At 70.9% G+C, this 16,766-nt stretch carries 17 protein-coding genes; 7 read left to right on the top strand and 10 right to left on the bottom strand.

Going from position 1 to position 16,766, the window contains the following annotated elements; genetic code table 11:
- The first annotated feature begins 9 nt into the window (after window positions 1–9).
- Window positions 10–354 carry a rhodanese-like domain-containing protein gene (locus AB4112_RS28450; protein WP_309798908.1) on the top strand — a complete coding sequence of 115 codons (345 nt, stop codon included), beginning with the start codon at window positions 10–12 and terminating at the stop codon, window positions 352–354.
- An 89-nt stretch (window positions 355–443) separates the two neighbouring features.
- On the opposite strand, the gene AB4112_RS28445 is transcribed toward AB4112_RS28450, so the two are convergent.
- Window positions 444–1,817 (bottom strand): sensor histidine kinase, encoded by a 1,374-nt coding sequence (locus AB4112_RS28445; protein ID WP_441724433.1) that lies wholly within the window; start codon window positions 1,815–1,817, stop codon window positions 444–446.
- On the bottom strand, window positions 1,814–2,488 hold the full coding sequence (locus AB4112_RS28440; RefSeq protein WP_309798912.1) for a response regulator transcription factor: 675 nt from the start codon (window positions 2,486–2,488) through the stop codon (window positions 1,814–1,816). The genes AB4112_RS28445 and AB4112_RS28440 overlap by 4 nt, the downstream gene beginning before the upstream one ends.
- Window positions 2,489–2,648: 160 nt before the next feature.
- Here AB4112_RS28440 and AB4112_RS28435 point away from each other — a divergent pair, with 160 nt between their 5' ends.
- The 3 genes from AB4112_RS28435 to AB4112_RS28425 are packed head-to-tail and all read left to right on the top strand — an operon-like array spanning window position 2,649 to window position 3,999.
- A complete protein-coding gene (locus AB4112_RS28435; protein WP_309798914.1) occupies window positions 2,649–2,825 on the top strand; it encodes a hypothetical protein in 177 nt (58 codons plus the stop codon).
- Between the two features lie 8 nt (window positions 2,826–2,833).
- Entirely contained in the window at window positions 2,834–3,043 is a 210-nt protein-coding gene (locus AB4112_RS28430) for a hypothetical protein (protein WP_309798916.1), read from the top strand.
- Entirely contained in the window at window positions 3,043–3,999 is a 957-nt protein-coding gene (locus AB4112_RS28425; protein WP_309798918.1) for a sterol desaturase family protein, read from the top strand. The genes AB4112_RS28430 and AB4112_RS28425 overlap by 1 nt, the downstream gene beginning before the upstream one ends.
- A gap of 21 nt (window positions 4,000–4,020) precedes the next feature.
- Here the strand turns inward: AB4112_RS28425 and AB4112_RS28420 are convergent, their stop codons facing one another.
- The 8 genes from AB4112_RS28420 to AB4112_RS28385 all read right to left on the bottom strand — a co-directional run bounded on the left by AB4112_RS28420 (window position 4,021) and on the right by AB4112_RS28385 (window position 11,310).
- Entirely contained in the window at window positions 4,021–4,392 is a 372-nt protein-coding gene (locus tag AB4112_RS28420; protein WP_309798920.1) for a hypothetical protein, read from the bottom strand.
- Window positions 4,393–4,766: 374 nt separating this feature from the next.
- Entirely contained in the window at window positions 4,767–5,654 is an 888-nt protein-coding gene (locus tag AB4112_RS28415; protein WP_441724430.1) for an RNA polymerase factor sigma-32, read from the bottom strand.
- 159 nt (window positions 5,655–5,813) lie between these two features.
- Window positions 5,814–6,647, bottom strand: coding sequence for a hypothetical protein (locus AB4112_RS28410; protein ID WP_309798924.1), 834 nt, complete (start codon window positions 6,645–6,647; stop codon window positions 5,814–5,816).
- A 186-nt stretch (window positions 6,648–6,833) separates the two neighbouring features.
- Window positions 6,834–7,334: a CarD family transcriptional regulator gene (locus AB4112_RS28405; RefSeq protein WP_309798926.1), complete on the bottom strand. Its 501-nt coding sequence runs from the start codon at window positions 7,332–7,334 to the stop codon at window positions 6,834–6,836.
- Window positions 7,335–7,616: 282 nt separating this feature from the next.
- Window positions 7,617–7,958, bottom strand: coding sequence for a ferredoxin FdxA (fdxA, locus tag AB4112_RS28400; RefSeq protein WP_309798928.1), 342 nt, complete (start codon window positions 7,956–7,958; stop codon window positions 7,617–7,619).
- A 3-nt stretch (window positions 7,959–7,961) separates the two neighbouring features.
- A complete protein-coding gene (locus AB4112_RS28395) occupies window positions 7,962–8,435 on the bottom strand; it encodes a TerB family tellurite resistance protein (protein ID WP_309798931.1) in 474 nt (157 codons plus the stop codon).
- A 9-nt stretch (window positions 8,436–8,444) separates the two neighbouring features.
- Window positions 8,445–8,816 carry an RNA-binding S4 domain-containing protein gene (locus AB4112_RS28390; RefSeq protein ID WP_309798932.1) on the bottom strand — a complete coding sequence of 124 codons (372 nt, stop codon included), beginning with the start codon at window positions 8,814–8,816 and terminating at the stop codon, window positions 8,445–8,447.
- Entirely contained in the window at window positions 8,809–11,310 is a 2,502-nt protein-coding gene (locus AB4112_RS28385) for a helicase-related protein (protein WP_374710649.1), read from the bottom strand. Before AB4112_RS28385 ends, AB4112_RS28390 begins: the two co-directional genes overlap by 8 nt.
- Window positions 11,311–11,446: 136 nt before the next feature.
- Here AB4112_RS28385 and AB4112_RS28380 point away from each other — a divergent pair, with 136 nt between their 5' ends.
- The 3 genes from AB4112_RS28380 (at window position 11,447) to AB4112_RS28370 (ending at window position 16,700) form a co-directional block, all read left to right on the top strand.
- Window positions 11,447–12,952 (top strand): hypothetical protein, encoded by a 1,506-nt coding sequence (locus AB4112_RS28380; RefSeq protein ID WP_309798935.1) that lies wholly within the window; start codon window positions 11,447–11,449, stop codon window positions 12,950–12,952.
- 126 nt (window positions 12,953–13,078) lie between these two features.
- Entirely contained in the window at window positions 13,079–14,611 is a 1,533-nt protein-coding gene (locus AB4112_RS28375) for a hypothetical protein (protein WP_441724425.1), read from the top strand.
- Between the two features lie 226 nt (window positions 14,612–14,837).
- Complete coding sequence (locus tag AB4112_RS28370; protein ID WP_441724423.1) at window positions 14,838–16,700, top strand: hypothetical protein; 1,863 nt, start codon at window positions 14,838–14,840, stop codon at window positions 16,698–16,700.
- The last annotated feature ends 66 nt before the right edge of the window (window positions 16,701–16,766 follow it).

Raw genomic sequence — 16,766 nt, 5'->3', positions numbered from 1 at the left:
GAGATCACGATGACCGACAAGATCAGCCGGGCGGAGCTGAAGGCGAAGCTGGACCGCGGCGACGCCGTGACCCTGGTCGAGGCGCTGCCCGAGGCCTATTGGCGCGACCAGCACCTGCCGGGGGCGCTCAGCCTGCCGCATGACAAGGTCGACGCCCTGGCGGCCGGCCTGCTGCCGGACAAGGCGGCGGAGATCGTGGTTTATTGCGCCAACACGCCCTGCCAGAACTCCAGCATCGCGGCGCGCCGGCTGGCCCAGCTCGGCTACACCAGGGTGCGCGACTACGTCGAGGGCAAGCAGGACTGGATCGAGGCCGGGCTGCCGGTCGAGACCGCGGCGGCCGTGGCGGGCTGAACCGGCCCAGGCAGGATTTCCGGGCTCTGGCCGCGCAGGGGCGGGCCCCGGGAGTCCTGCCAACGCCCGATGGCGAGCGGCACCGCCGGCTATGGCGCCGCGTCCGGAGCGGGAAAGATCATCCGCAGGCAGGCGCCGCCGGACGCCCCGTCCGACACCACGATCCGACCGCCATGCAGGCGCATGGTCTCCCGCACCAGGTTCAGGCCGAGGCCGGCGCCCTGTCCCTGGGGATGGAGCCGGTAGAAGGGCTCGAACACCCGCTCGTGCTGTTCGGCCGGAATGCCCGCGCCCTCGTCGGCGACCTCGACGATCCCCGGGGCCGCGACGCGCACCGTGATCAGGCCGCGGCGGCCGCCATGGTCGATGGCGTTCTGCACCAGGTTGGTCAGGGCCCGTTCCAGCGACGTCCGGTCGCCCGACACCAGGACCGGCCGGGCGTCCGCCGCCTCCGCAGCCCCGGCCTCGAACGCCATCTGGTAGCCCGCCGCGAAGGCCAGGGGGGCGATGTCGCTCACCACCCGGCGGGCGAGCGCGACGAGGTCGACCGGGGCCATCTGCCCCTGCCGGTCGAGCCGCTGCAGGTCGAGCAGCTGTTCCGTCAGCACCGCCAGGCGGGCGGCATCCTCCAGCAGGCGGGTCTTGTCCCGGCCGGGCGGCAGCGAGGCGATCCGGATGTTCAGGATGGCGATCGGGGTGCGCAGCTCATGCGCCGCATCGGCCAGGAAGCGGCGGTGCCGCTCATAACCCTCGTCGAGGCGCCCCAGCGCATCGTTGACGGCCTTGACCAGCGGTGCCACCTCGGTCGGCATGTCGTCGACCGGCAGCCGCACGCCGCGCTGGTCGATGTCGATCCGCTTCGCCTGCGCGGCCGCCCGGTCCAGCCCGGCCAGCGCCCCGCGGACGACTAGCGGCGTCGCCACCAGCGTGGCCAGGGCCATCACCGCCATGATCGGCAGGATGGCGTTCAGGAGCAGCAGTGCGACGGAAAGCCCGATCATCGACAGCGGCAGCGGGCTTTCCGATCCGGTGAGGATCTGGACCTCGCCGGCCGGGCTGTCGACCCAGCGCAGCCGGCCTGTGGGCCCAGGCGGATCCCCGATATTCCAGCCGAGACGCGCCTGCCCGATGCGGTCGAGGGCGTCACCCAGAGCCGCGAATTCCATCGGGACCGAGCCTTCCGACAGGCGATGGCCCTCGCGATCGCGGATGACGAACCACAGATCGGGCGCATCGACCCGCAGAGAGTCGAGCTGCGGCGTCTGGTCCAGCGCCAGCCCGCCCGCGGCATCGCGGACCACCGCCGGGCGCAGCCTCTCGATGGTCGCGTCGGTGGAGGTCATGTCGACCAGGAAGCCGAAAGCCTTGAGGGTCAGCGTGACCGCCAGCAGGACGACCGCCTGGAACGCCACCAAGCGGACGACGAGCCGCCGCCGGAGCGACCGTTGCGGCCGAGCGGTCATGACTCCTCCCGGAGCAGGTAGCCGACGCCGCGGACGCCGTTGATGGTGACGCCGGCCCCGGTCTCCGCCAGCTTGCGCCGCAGCCGCGAGACATGGGTGTCCAGCGCGTTGGACTGGATCTCGTCATCGAGGCCGAAGACCGCCTCCATCAGGGCCGGCCGCTGCACCATCCGGCCCATGCGCCGCACCAGCGTCTCCAGCACCAGCAACTCGCGCCGCGGCAGCTCCAGCGGGGTGCCGCCGACGCTGGCCTCGCGATGGGCGGCGTCGAAGGCCAGGCGGCCGAGCCGGATGACGTCGGACCGCATCTCGGCCGGGCGACGCAGCACCGCGCGCAGCCGGGCCAGCAGCTCCTCGAAGGCGAAGGGCTTGGCGAGGTAGTCGTCGGCCCCGGTGTCCAGGCCCGAGACCCGGTCGACCAGGCCGCCGCGCGCGGTCAGCACGATCACCGGGACGCGGTTCCCGCCGGCGCGCAGCTGGGGAATCAGGGACAGGCCGTCACCGTCGGGCAGGCGGCGGTCGAGCAGGATGACATCGTAGACATCGTTGACAGCCACCTCCGCCGCCTCGGCCAGGGTCGCGGCGTGATCGACCACCATGTCATGCCGCTTCAGGGCGGAGCGAAGCGCCGCGACCATTTCCGGTTCGTCCTCGACCAGCAGCAGTCGCATCGTCCCACCCGTCCGTCGCCCCATGCGGATAGCAGCCCGAGATTGCGGCAGCATGGCGACGATCCCACCCGCCAGCGGGAAGGGCGCAAGGCTGCCGCAATCTCGGGGTGAGACACCGGACCGGTCGCATCCCGCGCCGATTCGATCCGGAGCCATCGCCATGCCGTCCCACGCCCCGTCGCTGCGCATCGCCTCGATCGTGCCGTCGGTTCGGCGCCGCCTGCCGGACGGGCTCGGCCTCGACGCGGCCCGGATCGGTGCTACGCTGCGCAACATCCCGCCGGCGGCGGTCTATCGGATCACCCGGCAGTCCCGATCCCCTGCGGCCGAAGTCTGAGGCCCGGGATGCCGATCCGCCTCGGCAACCCTGGCCTGGAATCGCCGCTGCCGGGGCTCGGCTTTGCCCGGTGCGGGGAGGGAGCGGATCCAGGCAGCCTGGGGCTGGCCCTGATCGGCATTCTGGTCGCCGCGGAACTGCTGGTCCTGCTGCTGCTCTGTCGCCGCCGGCGCAAGGCCGTCCGAGGCCGGCCTTCCCCCCAATCACGGAGACGATGATGACACGCCTCTCCCGCCACGGCCGGCCGCGGATGGTGCTGGCCTGGACCCTGTGGCCGCTGCTGTATGGCGGCGGGCTGGTCGGCACCGGCCTGGCGCTGGCCAGCGCCCATCCGCTGTTGTGGTTCAACGCCGTCTATGTCTCGGTCGCCGTGGCGATCGGCCTGTTCGAACGGCTGATGCCGCATGAGGAGGCCTGGCTGCAGCCCGATGGCGAGACGGTCGACAATCTCGCCCACACCCTGTTGACCAAGGGGCTGGCCCAGCTCGGCGCCGCGATCATCTCCAGCGTCGCCATGGTCACGGCCGCCGTCGCGCAGCCGGCGATCCGCATCCCGGGATCGCCCTGGCCCGACCAATGGCCGCTGGCCGTCCAGGTGATCCTTGGCCTTGTCCTCGCCGAGGTCGGGCTCTACGCCGCGCACCGGCTGGCGCATGAGCGGCTGGCGCTGTGGCGGTTCCATGCCCTGCACCACAGCGTGCGCCGGCTCTGGGTTCTCAACACCGGCCGCTTCCACCTCGTCGATTCGTCGCTGAAGATCGCCCTCAGCCAGACGCCGTTGTACCTGCTGGGGGCGCCTCTGCCGGTGTTCCTGTGGATCAGCGCCGTGACCGCCTTCACCGGTCTTCTGACCCATTGCAACATCGATCTCCGCACCGGCCTTCTCGATCGCGTGGTCAGCACGCCGGCCTTGCATCGCTGGCACCACTCGAAGGTGCTGGAGGAGGGCAACCGCAACTACGGCGAGAACCTGATGCTGTGGGACCAGCTGCTGGGCACCTACCACAACCCGGCGCGGCGCCCGCCGGTCGATATCGGCATCCGCGGGCGGATCGCATCGGGCTTCCTGCGGCAGCTGGCGCAGCCCTTCACCGCGGCCGGTGTCCGCGCGATCCTCGGGGCGGCGCCCCGGCAGCCGCGGACCGGTGACGCCGCCGCCCGGTCGTCCGGCTGACCGGGCGGGACTTCGGCGCGGCTACCTCCAGCCGCGCCAGGGCCGCTCGTCATCCCGGTCACGTCGGCGGTCCAGCCAGTCCAGCAGCTCGTCGCAGCTGCGCGCCCGGCCGTCGCTGACCCGGCCGTCCGTGCAGGGGTCGTAGCGGCCGCGCCGGTCCTCGCGGTCCCGACGGCGGTCCAGCCAGTCGTGCAATTCGGCGCAGCTGTGCGGGTGGCCGTCGCTGAAGCGGCCATCCGTGCACGGGTCGTAACGGTCCCGGACCGGCGATACGGGCGCTCCGCCGGCGGTCGGCAAGACCGGCAACGGCACCGCTTGCACCGGCACCGGGACGACGGCCGCCATGGCGAGCGCGATCAGCAGGGCGCCGGGTGAGCCGGAACTCCTGGTCATGACTGTTCCCTTTCGAAGTGATCCTGGACGGCGCGAGCGGGCGGCGAAGCGCCGCCGCCGGCTCCCGGCAGGCCGGGCGCGGGCGCGCACCGGCCCTTGCCGCAGCACGATCGCGCGCTTCGGTTGCGCGAGCATTGCGCGCTTCAGTCGACGGGAATGCCGAAGCCCAGGTCCGGGAAGGCGCCTCGCTGCCGGTGGAGCTGCAGCCTGCCGGCAGGCGTGACGGGGAGGTCATCCTTCACACGCGGCAAAGCCGCCTCACTCGCCAACCAGCGCGCGAAGGACGGCAGCGCCGCCTCGCCGAGCGGCGGACGGCATGGCGATGGGCAATGGACGACCGGGTCCGCAGGGACCGCGACGGCTGGCCGCGGCTCTCACTCCTCCAGGAACAGCTCCTCGGGCCGGGTGACGTGCTGGGCGATCGAGGCGCGCAGCTTCAGCATCGCCCGGTGCTCGAGCTGGCGCACCCGCTCCTTGCTGACGCCGAGCTGGCGGCCCAGCTCCTCCAGCGTCGCGCCGCTGTCGCGCAGCCGGCGCTGGCGGATGATGGTCTGCTCGCGCGGGCTCAGGGCGCCGATCGCCTCGGCCAGCCAGCGCGAGCGGGTGACGTTGTCGCGCAGGCCGATCACCACCTCCTCGGGCGAGGGGCGGGTGTCGGCCAGCAGGCCCTGCCAGTCGTCCTCGCCCTCGTCGGAGATCGGGGCGTTGAGCGACTGGTCGCCCGCCGCCAGCCGCATCTCCATGGCCTCGACCTCGGCGACGCCGACCCGCAGCTCGGTGGCGATCCAGGCGCGGCCGGCCTGGGTCAGGCCGCTCTGCCCGCCGGCATTCTCGATCTTGGCGCGCAGCCGGCGCAGGTTGAAGAACAGGGATTTCTGCGCCGCGGTGGTGCCGGTGCGCACGATCGACCAGTTGCGCAGGACATAGTCCTGCATCGCCGAGCGGATCCACCAGGCGGCGTAGGTCGAGAACCGCACCTCGCGGTCGTGCTCGAACCGGGCGGCGGCCTGCATCAGCCCGACATTGCCCTCCTGCACCAGGTCGCCGACCGGCAGGCCGTAGTTGCGGAAGCGCGAGGCGGTGGAGATGACCAGGCGGGTATAGGCCCGCACCAGCGCGTGCAGCGCCGGCTCCTCATGCTGCTCGCGCCAGCGCCGCGCCAGATCGAACTCGGTCTCGCGCGAGAGCAGCGGCTCGCCCATCGAGGCTTTGATGTATTTCAGATTGGCGCGCTGGGTCTCGGGATCGTCGAGATGCGGCATGAACGCCCCCTCTTCGGCCGAATGGCGCCGCGGATCCGGACCGCGACCTCGATAGACGAACACCCCCGGATACGGCGTCGTTCCATCGCCGGATCATGCCGGGGTCGATCACCCAACGATTCGTCGGATTGAGGTGGATGGTTACGCCGGAGAGAGTCGTCAGACTTCGACGATCTCGATCAGCGAGCCATCGGGTTCGAACAGCCCGGCGGCCAGGCGGCCGCCGCGGCCGCAGCCGGAATCGAGGGTCACCGCCATGCCCTCGAGCTGAAGCCCGCCGCCGGCCGGGTCGTGGCCGCGGACCAGGCGGTGGAAGCCGTCGAACGGCGCGGTGATGGCGGCGAAGCTGCCGGAGGACCACCAGAAGGCGTCGCCCTGGGCCGCCAGGGGACGGCTGGGGTCGATCCCGGCGCTGACGAACAGGGCGCCACCTCCGCCTTCGGCGGCGGCGTCGGTGCCAGCCCGCTCGGTGAAGGCGGCCCGGCGCAGCGCGGCGTAGAGGGCATTGTGCCCCGGCGCGCTGCGGATCGATTCGCGCAAGGCATTGGTCCAGCGGGTCAGCCGGATCGCGCCCTCGCGCGCCGCGGCCAGGCCCTCCTCGGCGCGGCCGCCATAGGCGCGCAGCGTCGGCTCGACCCCCTGGGCCAGCATCCAGCGCAGCACGTCCTGCGGGTTGGGCGCGAATTGCAGCTGCAGCATCTTCTGCCACATCTCCTCCTGCGCCCCGCGCAGGAAGACGACGTCCTCGGCCAGGACGCCGGGCCGGGCGATCAGGCTGCGGCGGACCGACAGCACCTCGTCGACCAGGGCGTGCACCCGGTCGGAATGACCGATCAGGTTGCCGAGATAGACCAGCCGGTCGCCCGGGGCAAAATGGGCCAGCACATGGTCGTGCAGCGCGACCAGGCGGTCGACCGCGCCGTGCACGGCACCGATGGCCCAGACCCGCCGAGGGCGGCCGAGCCTGGCGAATTTCTCCGAATCGCCTGTCACGTCAGGCCCGGGGTGTTGAGGTCGATCATATCCTGCCGCAGTCTAGCAACTGGCTCCCGCGAGGCCAGCCCAATTCCCACACCCAACGTCCCAGCCCCGCGTCGTGATCCACGGTTTCGTGACGAAGAGGGCGTCCGGGCATGAAAAAGGCGGCCCGAAGGCCGCCTTTGTCGGAAGCGATGGCGGTCAGGCCGCCTTCTTCAGCACCTGTTCCAGGCGCTGGGTCGCCTTGACCTCGTCGATCTTCTCGACCGCGGCCAGTTCGCGGGCCAGCCGCTCCAGCGCCGCCTGGTAGATCTGGCGCTCGCTGTAGGACTGCTCCGGCTGGTCGGTGGCGCGGTGCAGGTCGCGCACCACCTCGGCGATCGACACCGGGTCGCCGGAGTTGATCTTGGCTTCGTATTCCTGGGCGCGGCGGCTCCACATGGTCCGGCGCACGCGGCTGCGGCCGGTCAGGGTCTCCAGCGCGGTCTTGATCCGGTCCTTCGACGACAGCTTGCGCAGGCCCGACTTCTTGGCCTTGCCGACAGGAACCTTGAGCGTCATCCGCTCCTTCTCGAAGCTGATGGCATACAGCTGCACGGTCAAGCCGCTGATGCTGTGCGTCTCCAGCGCCTCGATGCGGCCGACGCCATGCGCCGGGTACACCACATAGTCGCCGACGTCGTACTCAAGTTCCTGAGCCATGTCTGCCAATGGAGTCACCCTCTATGGTCGGACCCAGTGGGCGGTATGCCGACGGGCGGCTACCGCTCCGCGCGCCTTCACCGCGCGACGACCACTTTCGAATTCCACGCCGAAAAGTCGGACACAGAAACCGATTCCGAACCATAGGGGGCTGGGTCGGAAGTGATCGTCAGCACCGGGAATAGGCGTGTACTATAATACGTTGCGCTTCCGATATGAAGGCCGGTCCCGCCAATACATGACGCTTTTTTTGCAATGCAGGGCGGCGGACTCGGCGAATCGTCAATTGCCTTCGCCCGGAGTCGCGCTGAAATGCTCGGCAAATTTGTTCTCGACGTCCTTCCAGGCGTCGGCGTCGGCCGGGGCATCCTTCTTGCGGGTGATGTTCGGCCACAGCGTCGCGTATTCCCGGTTCAGCTCGCCCCATTTCTCGGCGGCGTCGGCCTCGGTGTCCGGCTTGATCGCCTCGGCCGGGCATTCCGGCTCGCACACGCCGCAGTCGATGCACTCGTCCGGATGGATGACCAGCATGTTCTCGCCCTCGTAGAAGCAGTCCACGGGGCAGACTTCGACGCAATCCATGTACTTGCACTTGATGCAAGCCTCACCCACGACATAGGTCATACTTTACTCCGGATCCTCTTCCGCGGCCGTTTCGGCACCATTACGCGCAAGCACACGGCGGCGGGCGGCGCCGCTATCCGCGTCCGAAACGAACAGGAGGGCCGCGACTCGCCGCATCAGATTGGCTTCGAGATCGTCGATCTTACCATCGGCCACAATCACATCCCACAGCATTTCCACAATGCGGATGCGCGCCGGCTCGTCGCAATGCTCGCGGATGGTGTGGGTCAGGGCGTGCCAGGACACCGCGCCGTCGCTCGCCCGCTCGGCCTCGGTCTCCAGCTGGGCGGCCTCGAACGGGCCCAGCCGGAAGCGCCAGGCCAGCAGCGCCTGGATGCGCTCGCGCTCGGCCTGGTCGGTGATGTCGTCGACGCGGGCGGCTTCCATCAGCAGCGCGGCCACGGCCCGGCGCAGGGCGCCGTCGTCGCGCGGCGGGCGGGCGTCGCCCCGCGCCCAATCGAGAATCTGGTTCAGCATGGCGGAGATCTAGTCGCTGTCCTGCAGCCTTTGAAGGGACCGGCGGTCGCGCTTGGTCGGGCGCGGGCCCGCTTCCGGCAGGGCGGCCTCCGGCGTCGGCGGCTGCAGGTCGCGGTACAGACGCTGCGCTTCGCTCGCCGGGCCGCGGCGTTCGGCCAATGCGACGACCTCGATCACCCTGATGTGGCGGCCCTGGACGAAGGTCAGCACCTGGCCGGGGCGGATTGCCGCATGCGCCTTCAAGGTGGGCGTGCCGTCGATGCGCACGGCACCGGTGGCGCAGATCCGCGCCGCCAGGCTGCGCGTCTTGAAGAAGCGCGCCTGCCACAGCCATTTGTCGAGTCGGGGGCGTTCGGTCTCGTGATCGGGCTGGTCAGGCATCGCGGCGGGCCAGCAGGGCAAGCTTGGCGAACGGATTGTCGGCCGCCACCGCAGCCGGGCGCGCGGCCTGCGGTCGCCGCGACCTCACCGGAACATAGCTCACGCGTCCCTCGCCATCCTGGGTCGGCCGATACCCGGCCGCCTGCAGGATAGCCGGGATTTCGGCGACGGTGCAGCCGACGATCGGCGCCAGCGTCGGGTCGGCGGTCAGCCCGCCCTGGCGCCGGCGCGATTCGGCGGCGTCGCGCAGCGTCTCGATCCGGTCCAGCCGCACCCGGCGCGGGCCGAAGGCGACGAAGCCGGCGAGGTCGAGCGCCGCGGCGTTGCCATCGTCGTCGGCCGGGGGGGCCGGGACCGAGATGCGGGACGGGTCGGGCAGGGCGACCGGCAGCGTCCAGCCCGCGGCGACGGCGCCCAGCAGCACGCGCAAGCCGGTCGGCCGCGGCTTCAGCATCGGCGCGAGATAGACATGGGCGGGCCCGAAGCGCACGCCGAAGGCGCCCAGCTGCCGCCGGTCGGCCGAGGTCAGGCTGGCGATCAGCCCGTCCAGCGCCCGCCGCGGCAGCAGGCCCAAGCCCTCGATCAGCTGGAAGGCGATGCCGCGGGCGGCGCCGGCCAGGGGGGCGTCGCGCAGCCGCAGCAGCGGCCGCAGCTCGCGGTCGATGTGGTCGGCCAGGAAGCGCTGCAGCCGGGCCGCCACCCGGTCGCGGCCGGCGCCGTCCAGCAGGTCGGTCTCGCGCACCCGGACGGCGGGGGCCAGCGGCGACGGCCCGGCGGCGATGCGGCCGACCGGCACGCCCAGCCAGGACAGCACGCCATCCGGGGCCAGGGCGAGATCGGCGCCCGGCGCCGCCTCCAGCCGGCCGATGCGGCCGGCGATCTCGTCCCGCAGCGCCCGCCGCACCGCGCTGCGGATCGCCTTGAGGTCGTCGTCCTCGATGGTGGCGTCGGGGGTGAAGGCGAAGCCCTCGATGCTGCCGACATGCTCGCCCTCGACCAGCACCTCGCCGGCGGCGTTGACCGCAGCCAGCAGCTCGCCGCCCGCCTTCATCGACCGCACCAGCAGGGCGGTGCGGCGGTCGACGAAGCGCTGGGTCAGGCGCTCGTGCAGGGCATCGGACAGCCGGTCCTCGACCGCGCGCGTGCGCTCCTGCCAATGCGCCGGATCCGCCATCCAGCTGCCGCGATGGGCGACATAGGTCCAGGTGCGGATGTGGGCGATGCGGGTGACCAGCGTGTCGATGTCGCCCTCGGTGCGGTCCAGCCGGGTGACCTGACGGGCCACCCAGTCGGGGTCCAGCCGGCCGGCCGGCTCGGTCAGCTGGCGGAAGATCTGGGCCTGGATCCGGGTGTGGGCGTCGGACAGCACCTTGCGGAAGTCCGGGATCTGGCAGATGTCCCACAGCAGGCGCACCGCCGCCGGGTTGCTGGCGCGTTTGATCAGCTCGGCGTCGCGCATCAGGATGCCGAGCGACAGGTGGTCGTCGGCCTCGGCGGCGCGCCGCAGCTCCGGCCGCGGCGGCCGGCGCTCCAGGCTGCGCAGCAGCCCCAGCGGGCTGCGGTAGTCGAGCTCGGCGTTGCGCCACATCAGCGCCTGCAGCGGGTCGAACTGGTGGTTCTCGACCCGGTCGACCAGCTCCTCGTCCAGCGGCCCGGCCTCGTCGGTGGTGCCGAAGCTGCCCTCGGTCATATGCCGCCCGGCGCGGCCGGCGATCTGGGCGATCTCGGTGGCGTGCAGCCGGCGCGGGGCGCGGCCGTCGAACTTGGTCAGCCGGGCGAAGGCGACATGGTCGATGTCGAGATTCAGCCCCATGCCGATGGCGTCGGTGGCGACGAGGTAGTCGACCTCGCCGGACTGGTACATCCCGACCTGGGCATTGCGGGTGCGGGGGCTCAGCGCGCCCAGCACCACCGCGGTGCCGCCGCGCTGGCGCCGCATCAGCTCGGCGATCTCGTAGACGTCGTTGGCCGAGAACACCACGATGGCGCTGCGCGCCGGCAGCCGGGTCAGCTTGCGCGTGCCGGTGTAGCGCAGTTCGGAGAAGCGCGGCCGGGTCACGAACTCGGCCTCCGGCACCAGCTTGCGGATCAGCGGGCGGATCGTCTCCGACCCCATCACCATGGTCTCCGCATGGCCGCGGGCGTGCAGCAGCCGGTCGGTGAAGACATGGCCGCGCTCGGGGTCGCCGCACAGCTGGATCTCGTCGATGCCGACGAAGGCGACGGGCCGGTCGAGCGGCATGCTCTCGACCGTGCACAGGAACCAGCGCGCGCCGGGCGGGATGATCTTTTCCTCCCCGGTCACCAAAGCGACATGCGCGCGTCCCTTGATTGCCACGATCCGGTCGTAGTTCTCACGGGCGAGCAGCCGGAGCGGAAAGCCGATCATGCCGCTCGCATGGCCGAGCATGCGTTCGATGGCGAGATGAGTCTTTCCGGTGTTGGTCGGGCCGAGAACGGCCGTGAGTCGCGGACGGTGACCGGCGAGGTACATAAGGGACAATTGAACGCTGCAAGCCTCTAATGCAAGACTGCGCCGGTGCGAGCGGCGCGGACGGTACCTTCAGTCGCACCATATTTTGGCCGGCCTGCCTCAGGGCTCCGCCCATATTGACGGAGATAAAATCACGATGCGCACATCCACTCTGTTTGCCGGCGGCATCGCCGCCTGGATCTTCTGCGTGCCCTTCGCCGGCCAGGCCCAGACGACGCAGGAGGGGGCGGACAAGATCCGGCTCGGCCTCAAGGAGTGGATCGCCAGCCACCTGACCACGGCCGACAAGTCGGTGGTGTTCAACTTCCAGGGCCCGATCACGGTCGTGCCGCAGGGCAAGTCCTACAAGGCGGTGATCCCGAAGTCGGAGGTGGTGTTCGCCGACGGCGACGACCCGGTGACGCTGCCGGTCGACACGATCGAACTGGTGCTGACGCCGCAGGAGAATGGCTGGCTGGACACCGCGATCACCATCCCGTCGCACTACCGGCCCGAGAGCAAGGACGGCAAGGGCATCGACGTGACCATCGGGTCGCAGGCGCTGCACGGCGTGTTCGCGCCGCAGTACCAGACCTTCATGGCGCTCGACAGCAAGCTCGGCGGCATCGAGATGCGTTCGCTCGACCCGACGGAGGCGAAGGGTTCGCTCAAGATCGGTGCGATCGCGGTCGACGGCGACAGCAAGGCGGTCGGCCAGGACACCTATGACAGCACCGGCACTGTGACGATCTCCGACAGCGCCTTCGTCGACGAGAAGGGCGCACAGCTGTTCAAGCTCGACGAGGCGACGGTCGCGGGCACGGCGACAGCCGCCAATCTGGCGGCGCTGTACGGTTTCAGCCAGAAGCTCGAGGCCCTGCAGAAGCGCTATCCGAACGCCGGCGAGGGCGAGCCGTCGAAGGAGTTCCTGGGCGAGCTCGGCAAGGTGTTCAACGGCACCCCGAACCTGTTCGACGATTTCGGCTTCACCTACGGGCTGAAGGGGCTGACGGTCACCCCGCCGCCCGCCGAGGGCGAGCCGGAACAGGTGACGCTCGCGTCCACGAGCTTCGGCATCGGCATCGCCGGCCTGGCCAAGGACGCCTCGACCTTCCAGGTCACGCTGGACCTGGACAAGCTGGGCATCGTTCCGACCCCGGAATTCGGCCAGTTCGTGCCGCACACCGCGACGGTCGACCTGGCGCTGACCAACCTGCCCAACCAGGTGCTGCTGCAGGCCCTGACCAGCATGCTCGACTCCTCGGCCACGCTCGGCCCCGACCAGGCGGCCGAAATCGCGGCCGGCCAGCTGCAGCAGGCCCTGCTGAACAGCAAGGGCGCGCTCGAGATCCGGTCGTTCAAGGCGGTGTCGCCGCTGACCAGCATCGACCTGACCGGCACGCTGAAGCCGAACCCCCGGGCGCCGCTGATGGTGACCGGCGACGTCAAGCTGGTGGTGATCGGGATGGAGGACGCGCTGGAGGCGGCCAAGACCATGCCTGACGGCCAGGAGGCGGTGCAGGGCCTGACCATGCTGCAGACCCTGGGGGCGCAGGACACGGTCGACGGCAAGCCGGCCCGCACCTACCAGCTGGTGGTCAGCGAGAAGGGCGACATCCTGCTCAACGGCACCGACCTGAAGCCGCTGCTCGGCATGCATTGATGCAGGGCATGCATTGAGGCGGGCGGGCTGACCGTCGGATCCTAGGATGGGAACGCCCGCCGTCGGCGGGCGTTCGTCTCTTGGCGCGGCGATCCCACGCCGCAAACCCGGATAAGGAAGCGAAGCATGCGTCGTTCGGTCTGGATCCTGCTCGGCACCACGCCGCTCTGGCTGACCGGTTCCGCCTTCGCCCAGGCGACGCCGGAAGGCGCCGCGGCGCTGCGCGACGGGCTGACCGGGATGATGAAGCCGATCCTGTCCGCCCAGGTCCAGGGCAAGCCGCTGTTCTCCGGCCCGATCACGGTTCAGCCGGCCGGCGCCGACTACACGGTGGTGTTCCCGGGCATCGACCTGACCGTCACCTCGGCCAAGCCGGAAGGGCCGAAATCCCTGACCGTGCAGTGCGGTGCGCAGACCTACCAGGCCACGGCAGTGGCCACCGGCAACAGCTACCGGCTGGATTCGAGCCAGCCGCTGAACTGCACGGCGGAGGCGTCGGGCAAGCCCAAGGTCACCGTGACCACCCGGTCGCTGCAGGCCCATATGGTGGTCGATCTCGACCAGAAGCTGATGACCGAATCCGGATGGCAGGCGGACGGCATCGCGCTCAAGCAGGAGGGCAAGTCCAACGCCTTCACCATCGACCGGTTCTCCGGCACCGGCAGCCTCGTGCCGGCCGCCACCCCGGGCCGCCACAACGCCGTCTTCAAGATGGAGGCCGGGCATCTCAGCGCCGTCGACGAGACCGGCGTCGAGCGTGTCAGCCTCGGCAACGTGGTCTATGACGGCCATGTCGACGGCATGGATGTGCAGACGATCATCGCCAGCTATGGCGACCTGATCGACGCCTATTCCGGGATGTTCGAGGGCCTCGCCGCGGGCGACCAGAAGCTGACGCAGCAGGTCCCGGCCGAGACCATGCGCAAGGTGATGGCCGTCTTCAAGCGCATGATGGCCGGCTACGGCGACGCCGGGGTCTTCACCGGGACGTTCACGGACCTGCGGGTGAAGGCGCCGGAGGTGCAGGTGACGCTCGATTCGCTGCGCTTCGGCGAAGGCTTCGCCGGGGCGTCGGACCCCAAGGGCACCGGCAATCTCGAGATCGAGATGGCCGGCCTGGCGCTGGCGCCGAAGCCGCCCTTCACCCAGTGGATTCCGACCGATGCGACGATCAAGCTCAACGCCAGCGACATCCCGTGGAGCGAGGTGGGCACGGCCTACATCTCGATGATGGAGGCCTCGGCGGACCAGGTCACGGCGCCGGAGCAGGCGCAGCAGCGCATGGCCGAGTCCATGGCCCAGATCGGCGGCATCCTGCGCAGTGCCGGCAGCCGTCTGGACATCGACGCGTTCCACGTCGCGGCGCCGGAGGCGGCGATCGACCTCGGCGGCAAGGTCCAGGGCAGCGCCACGGCGGCGCATGGCGTCACCGCCGCCCTGAAGCTGCGCTTCACCAATCTCGACGGGCTGATCAAGTTCCTGCAGTCCTCACATGATGGCGAGCAGGCCGCCGCGGGGTTGTCGATGGCCCAGGTGATGGGCCATCAGGCCACAGGCGACGGCGGCAAGCCGGCCCGGGACTACGACATCGTGGTCGACGAGGCCGGCAAGATCCTGGTCAACGGCACCGATCTCAGCGCGCTGGCCCCGAAGAAGTAGCACTGAGGCGGATCGGGCCTAGGAGAGGAAAGACCATGCGTCGTCTCGCTTCCACCCTTCTCGGCTCGGCCCTGCTCGGCACCGTCCCGCTCTGGCTCAGCGCGGCCGCCTTCGCCCAGGCGACGCCGGAGGGGGCGGCGGCGTTGCAGAAGGGGCTGACCACGATCCTGACCCGGCGCTGGCGGCGCCCGGCGCCGGCACGCCGATCTTCGAGGGCGGCTGGACGGTGGAGCCGGCCGGGGCGGAGTACCGCATCACCGGCCCCGCTTTGGCACTGGCCCTGCGCGACGATGCCGACGGGCAGAAGCGGGTGCTGCGGATCCGCTGCGACGGCGACCGCTACACCGCGACGCCGACCGAGGCGGCGGTCTACCGGCTGCATGGCGAGACTCCGTTCCGTTGCGAGATCCAGCCGGGCGGCGGCGAGCCTGCGGCGGTGGTCACCAGCCGCGCCCGCAGGGCCGACCTGACGCTGGATCTCGCCGCCTCGCTGCTGACCGCCTCGGCCGACCAGTCCGACGGCGTCACGATCACGGCCGACGGCAAGGTCCAGGTCACGGTCGACCGGCTGCGGCTGACCAGCGCCACCACGCCGCGGGCGGGGTCACCGCGCCAGGACGTCGCCTTGCAGGTCGAGGCTCGGGGCATTTCGGCCGGCGATCCGACGACCGGGGACGCCGCCCGCCTGGCCCATGCCCGCTACAGCACCCGGCTCGAGGATGTCGACGCCGTGGCGCTCCGCGAGCGGGTGTGGCGGCTGGTCGCCTTCGCCCTCGACGCCGCCCAGCGCGACCCCAAAGCGCCGGCCCCGCCGAATTTCGAGCGCAAGGCGGATGTGCTGCTGCGCCAGGTCATGGCGCTGGCCGGCAGGGCGTCGCAGACCGAAATGGTGCTGACCGACATGCGCAGCACGTCGCGCGACACCGTCGCCGGGTTCGAATCGCTGACCGTCTCGGGCGGCTACCATGGGTTGGATCCGGCCGCCCCGGGCCCCGGCCTCGGCGGCGCGGTGGCCATGGAGCTCAAGGGCCTCAAGGTCGGCGCCGCGGCGGGCGCAAGGACCGGCGATCAGCCGGATGTCACGATCGGCCGGCTGCGGCTGGCCGGCGCGCTCGATCCGGCCGCAGGCGGGGCCGGGACGGGAAGCAAGGGCGCCAGCCTGACCTACGGCGTCGATCTCGACGGCCTGGCGGTCAAGGCGCCGGATGACGACGTGGATGTCAGTCTGGCGAACGGCCATTACGGCGGCCGGCTGGACGGTGTCGACGTCGCCGCGATCATCGATGCGGTGCAGACGCTGCAGGGCCTCGCGGCGCGCCATCCCACCGGGGAGCCCTCGCCGCAGGAGATCGACGGGCTGGTCGCCAAGGCGCAGGCGATCACGGCCGCCCTGTCGGGCTATCAGGTCGATCTCGGCCTCGACGGCCTGCGCGTCGCCGCGCCGGACGTGAAAGTCGCCCTCGGCCGCATCGGCTTCGGCGAATCCTACCAGGGGCTCGACCGCGACGACGGCACCGGCCGCGTCACCGCCGAGCTGAAGGGCCTGGCGATCGATCCGCCGCCGCCGCTGGCGGACTGGATCCCGCGGGACGGCGAGATCGCGCTGTCGCTGAAGAGTGTGCCCTTCCGGTCGATCGCCGCCGCGCTGTGGTCCGGCGTCACCGACACGATCGAATCCCCGGGCGGGGGCGAGGAGGCCGAGATGGCCTTCGCCAAGGCGATGGGCGGGGTCCTGCGCAACTCCAGCGCCAGCCTCGATGTCGACGCCTTCCACATCGCGGCGCCCCAGGGGGCGATCCGGCTCGGGGGCTCGGTCCGGGCCGACCGGGCCGCCACCTATGGCGTGACCGGCGACGCGACGCTGCGCCTGGTCGGCTTCGACACCCTGATCAAGGCGCTGCAGGCCCAGCCGGGCGAGGACAGCGCCGGCACGGCCGCCGGGCTGACCATGTTCCAGGTGATCGGCCGCCAGGCCAGGACCGAGGACGGCAAGGCGGCGCGCGACTACGACATCGTGGTCGATTCCAGCGGTAAGATGCTGCTCAACGGCACCGATCTGGCGGCGATGGTCCCGAAGTCCCCGCAATAGGACCGGCGCAGGCGAGCACTGTGGCGGCACGGGGTTGCGGGCCGCCGCCGCTTTGCCCATATCGGG

Origin of the sequence: Inquilinus sp. 2KB_23 (assembly GCF_052115705.1) — a bacterium.
Lineage (GTDB): Bacteria > Pseudomonadota > Alphaproteobacteria > DSM-16000 > Inquilinaceae > Inquilinus > Inquilinus ginsengisoli_A.
This window is presented reverse-complemented; position numbering and strand designations above follow the sequence as displayed.

Bases quoted from the DNA above. Each gene is read 5' to 3' on its own strand.
- AB4112_RS28450 (WP_309798908.1), top strand. From the start codon at position 10: ATGACCGACAAGATCAGCCGGGCGGAGCTGAAGGCGAAGCTGGACCGC.
- AB4112_RS28445 (WP_441724433.1), bottom strand. From the start codon at position 1,817: ATGACCGCTCGGCCGCAACGGTCGCTCCGGCGGCGGCTCGTCGTCCGC.
- AB4112_RS28440 (WP_309798912.1), bottom strand. From the start codon at position 2,488: ATGCGACTGCTGCTGGTCGAGGACGAACCGGAAATGGTCGCGGCGCTT.
- AB4112_RS28435 (WP_309798914.1), top strand. From the start codon at position 2,649: ATGCCGTCCCACGCCCCGTCGCTGCGCATCGCCTCGATCGTGCCGTCG.
- AB4112_RS28430 (WP_309798916.1), top strand. From the start codon at position 2,834: ATGCCGATCCGCCTCGGCAACCCTGGCCTGGAATCGCCGCTGCCGGGG.
- AB4112_RS28425 (WP_309798918.1), top strand. From the start codon at position 3,043: ATGACACGCCTCTCCCGCCACGGCCGGCCGCGGATGGTGCTGGCCTGG.
- AB4112_RS28420 (WP_309798920.1), bottom strand. From the start codon at position 4,392: ATGACCAGGAGTTCCGGCTCACCCGGCGCCCTGCTGATCGCGCTCGCC.
- AB4112_RS28415 (WP_441724430.1), bottom strand. From the start codon at position 5,654: ATGCCGCATCTCGACGATCCCGAGACCCAGCGCGCCAATCTGAAATAC.
- AB4112_RS28405 (WP_309798926.1), bottom strand. From the start codon at position 7,334: ATGGCTCAGGAACTTGAGTACGACGTCGGCGACTATGTGGTGTACCCG.
- fdxA (WP_309798928.1), bottom strand. From the start codon at position 7,958: ATGACCTATGTCGTGGGTGAGGCTTGCATCAAGTGCAAGTACATGGAT.
- AB4112_RS28395 (WP_309798931.1), bottom strand. From the start codon at position 8,435: ATGCTGAACCAGATTCTCGATTGGGCGCGGGGCGACGCCCGCCCGCCG.
- AB4112_RS28390 (WP_309798932.1), bottom strand. From the start codon at position 8,816: ATGCCTGACCAGCCCGATCACGAGACCGAACGCCCCCGACTCGACAAA.
- AB4112_RS28385 (WP_374710649.1), bottom strand. From the start codon at position 11,310: ATGTACCTCGCCGGTCACCGTCCGCGACTCACGGCCGTTCTCGGCCCG.
- AB4112_RS28380 (WP_309798935.1), top strand. From the start codon at position 11,447: ATGCGCACATCCACTCTGTTTGCCGGCGGCATCGCCGCCTGGATCTTC.
- AB4112_RS28375 (WP_441724425.1), top strand. From the start codon at position 13,079: ATGCGTCGTTCGGTCTGGATCCTGCTCGGCACCACGCCGCTCTGGCTG.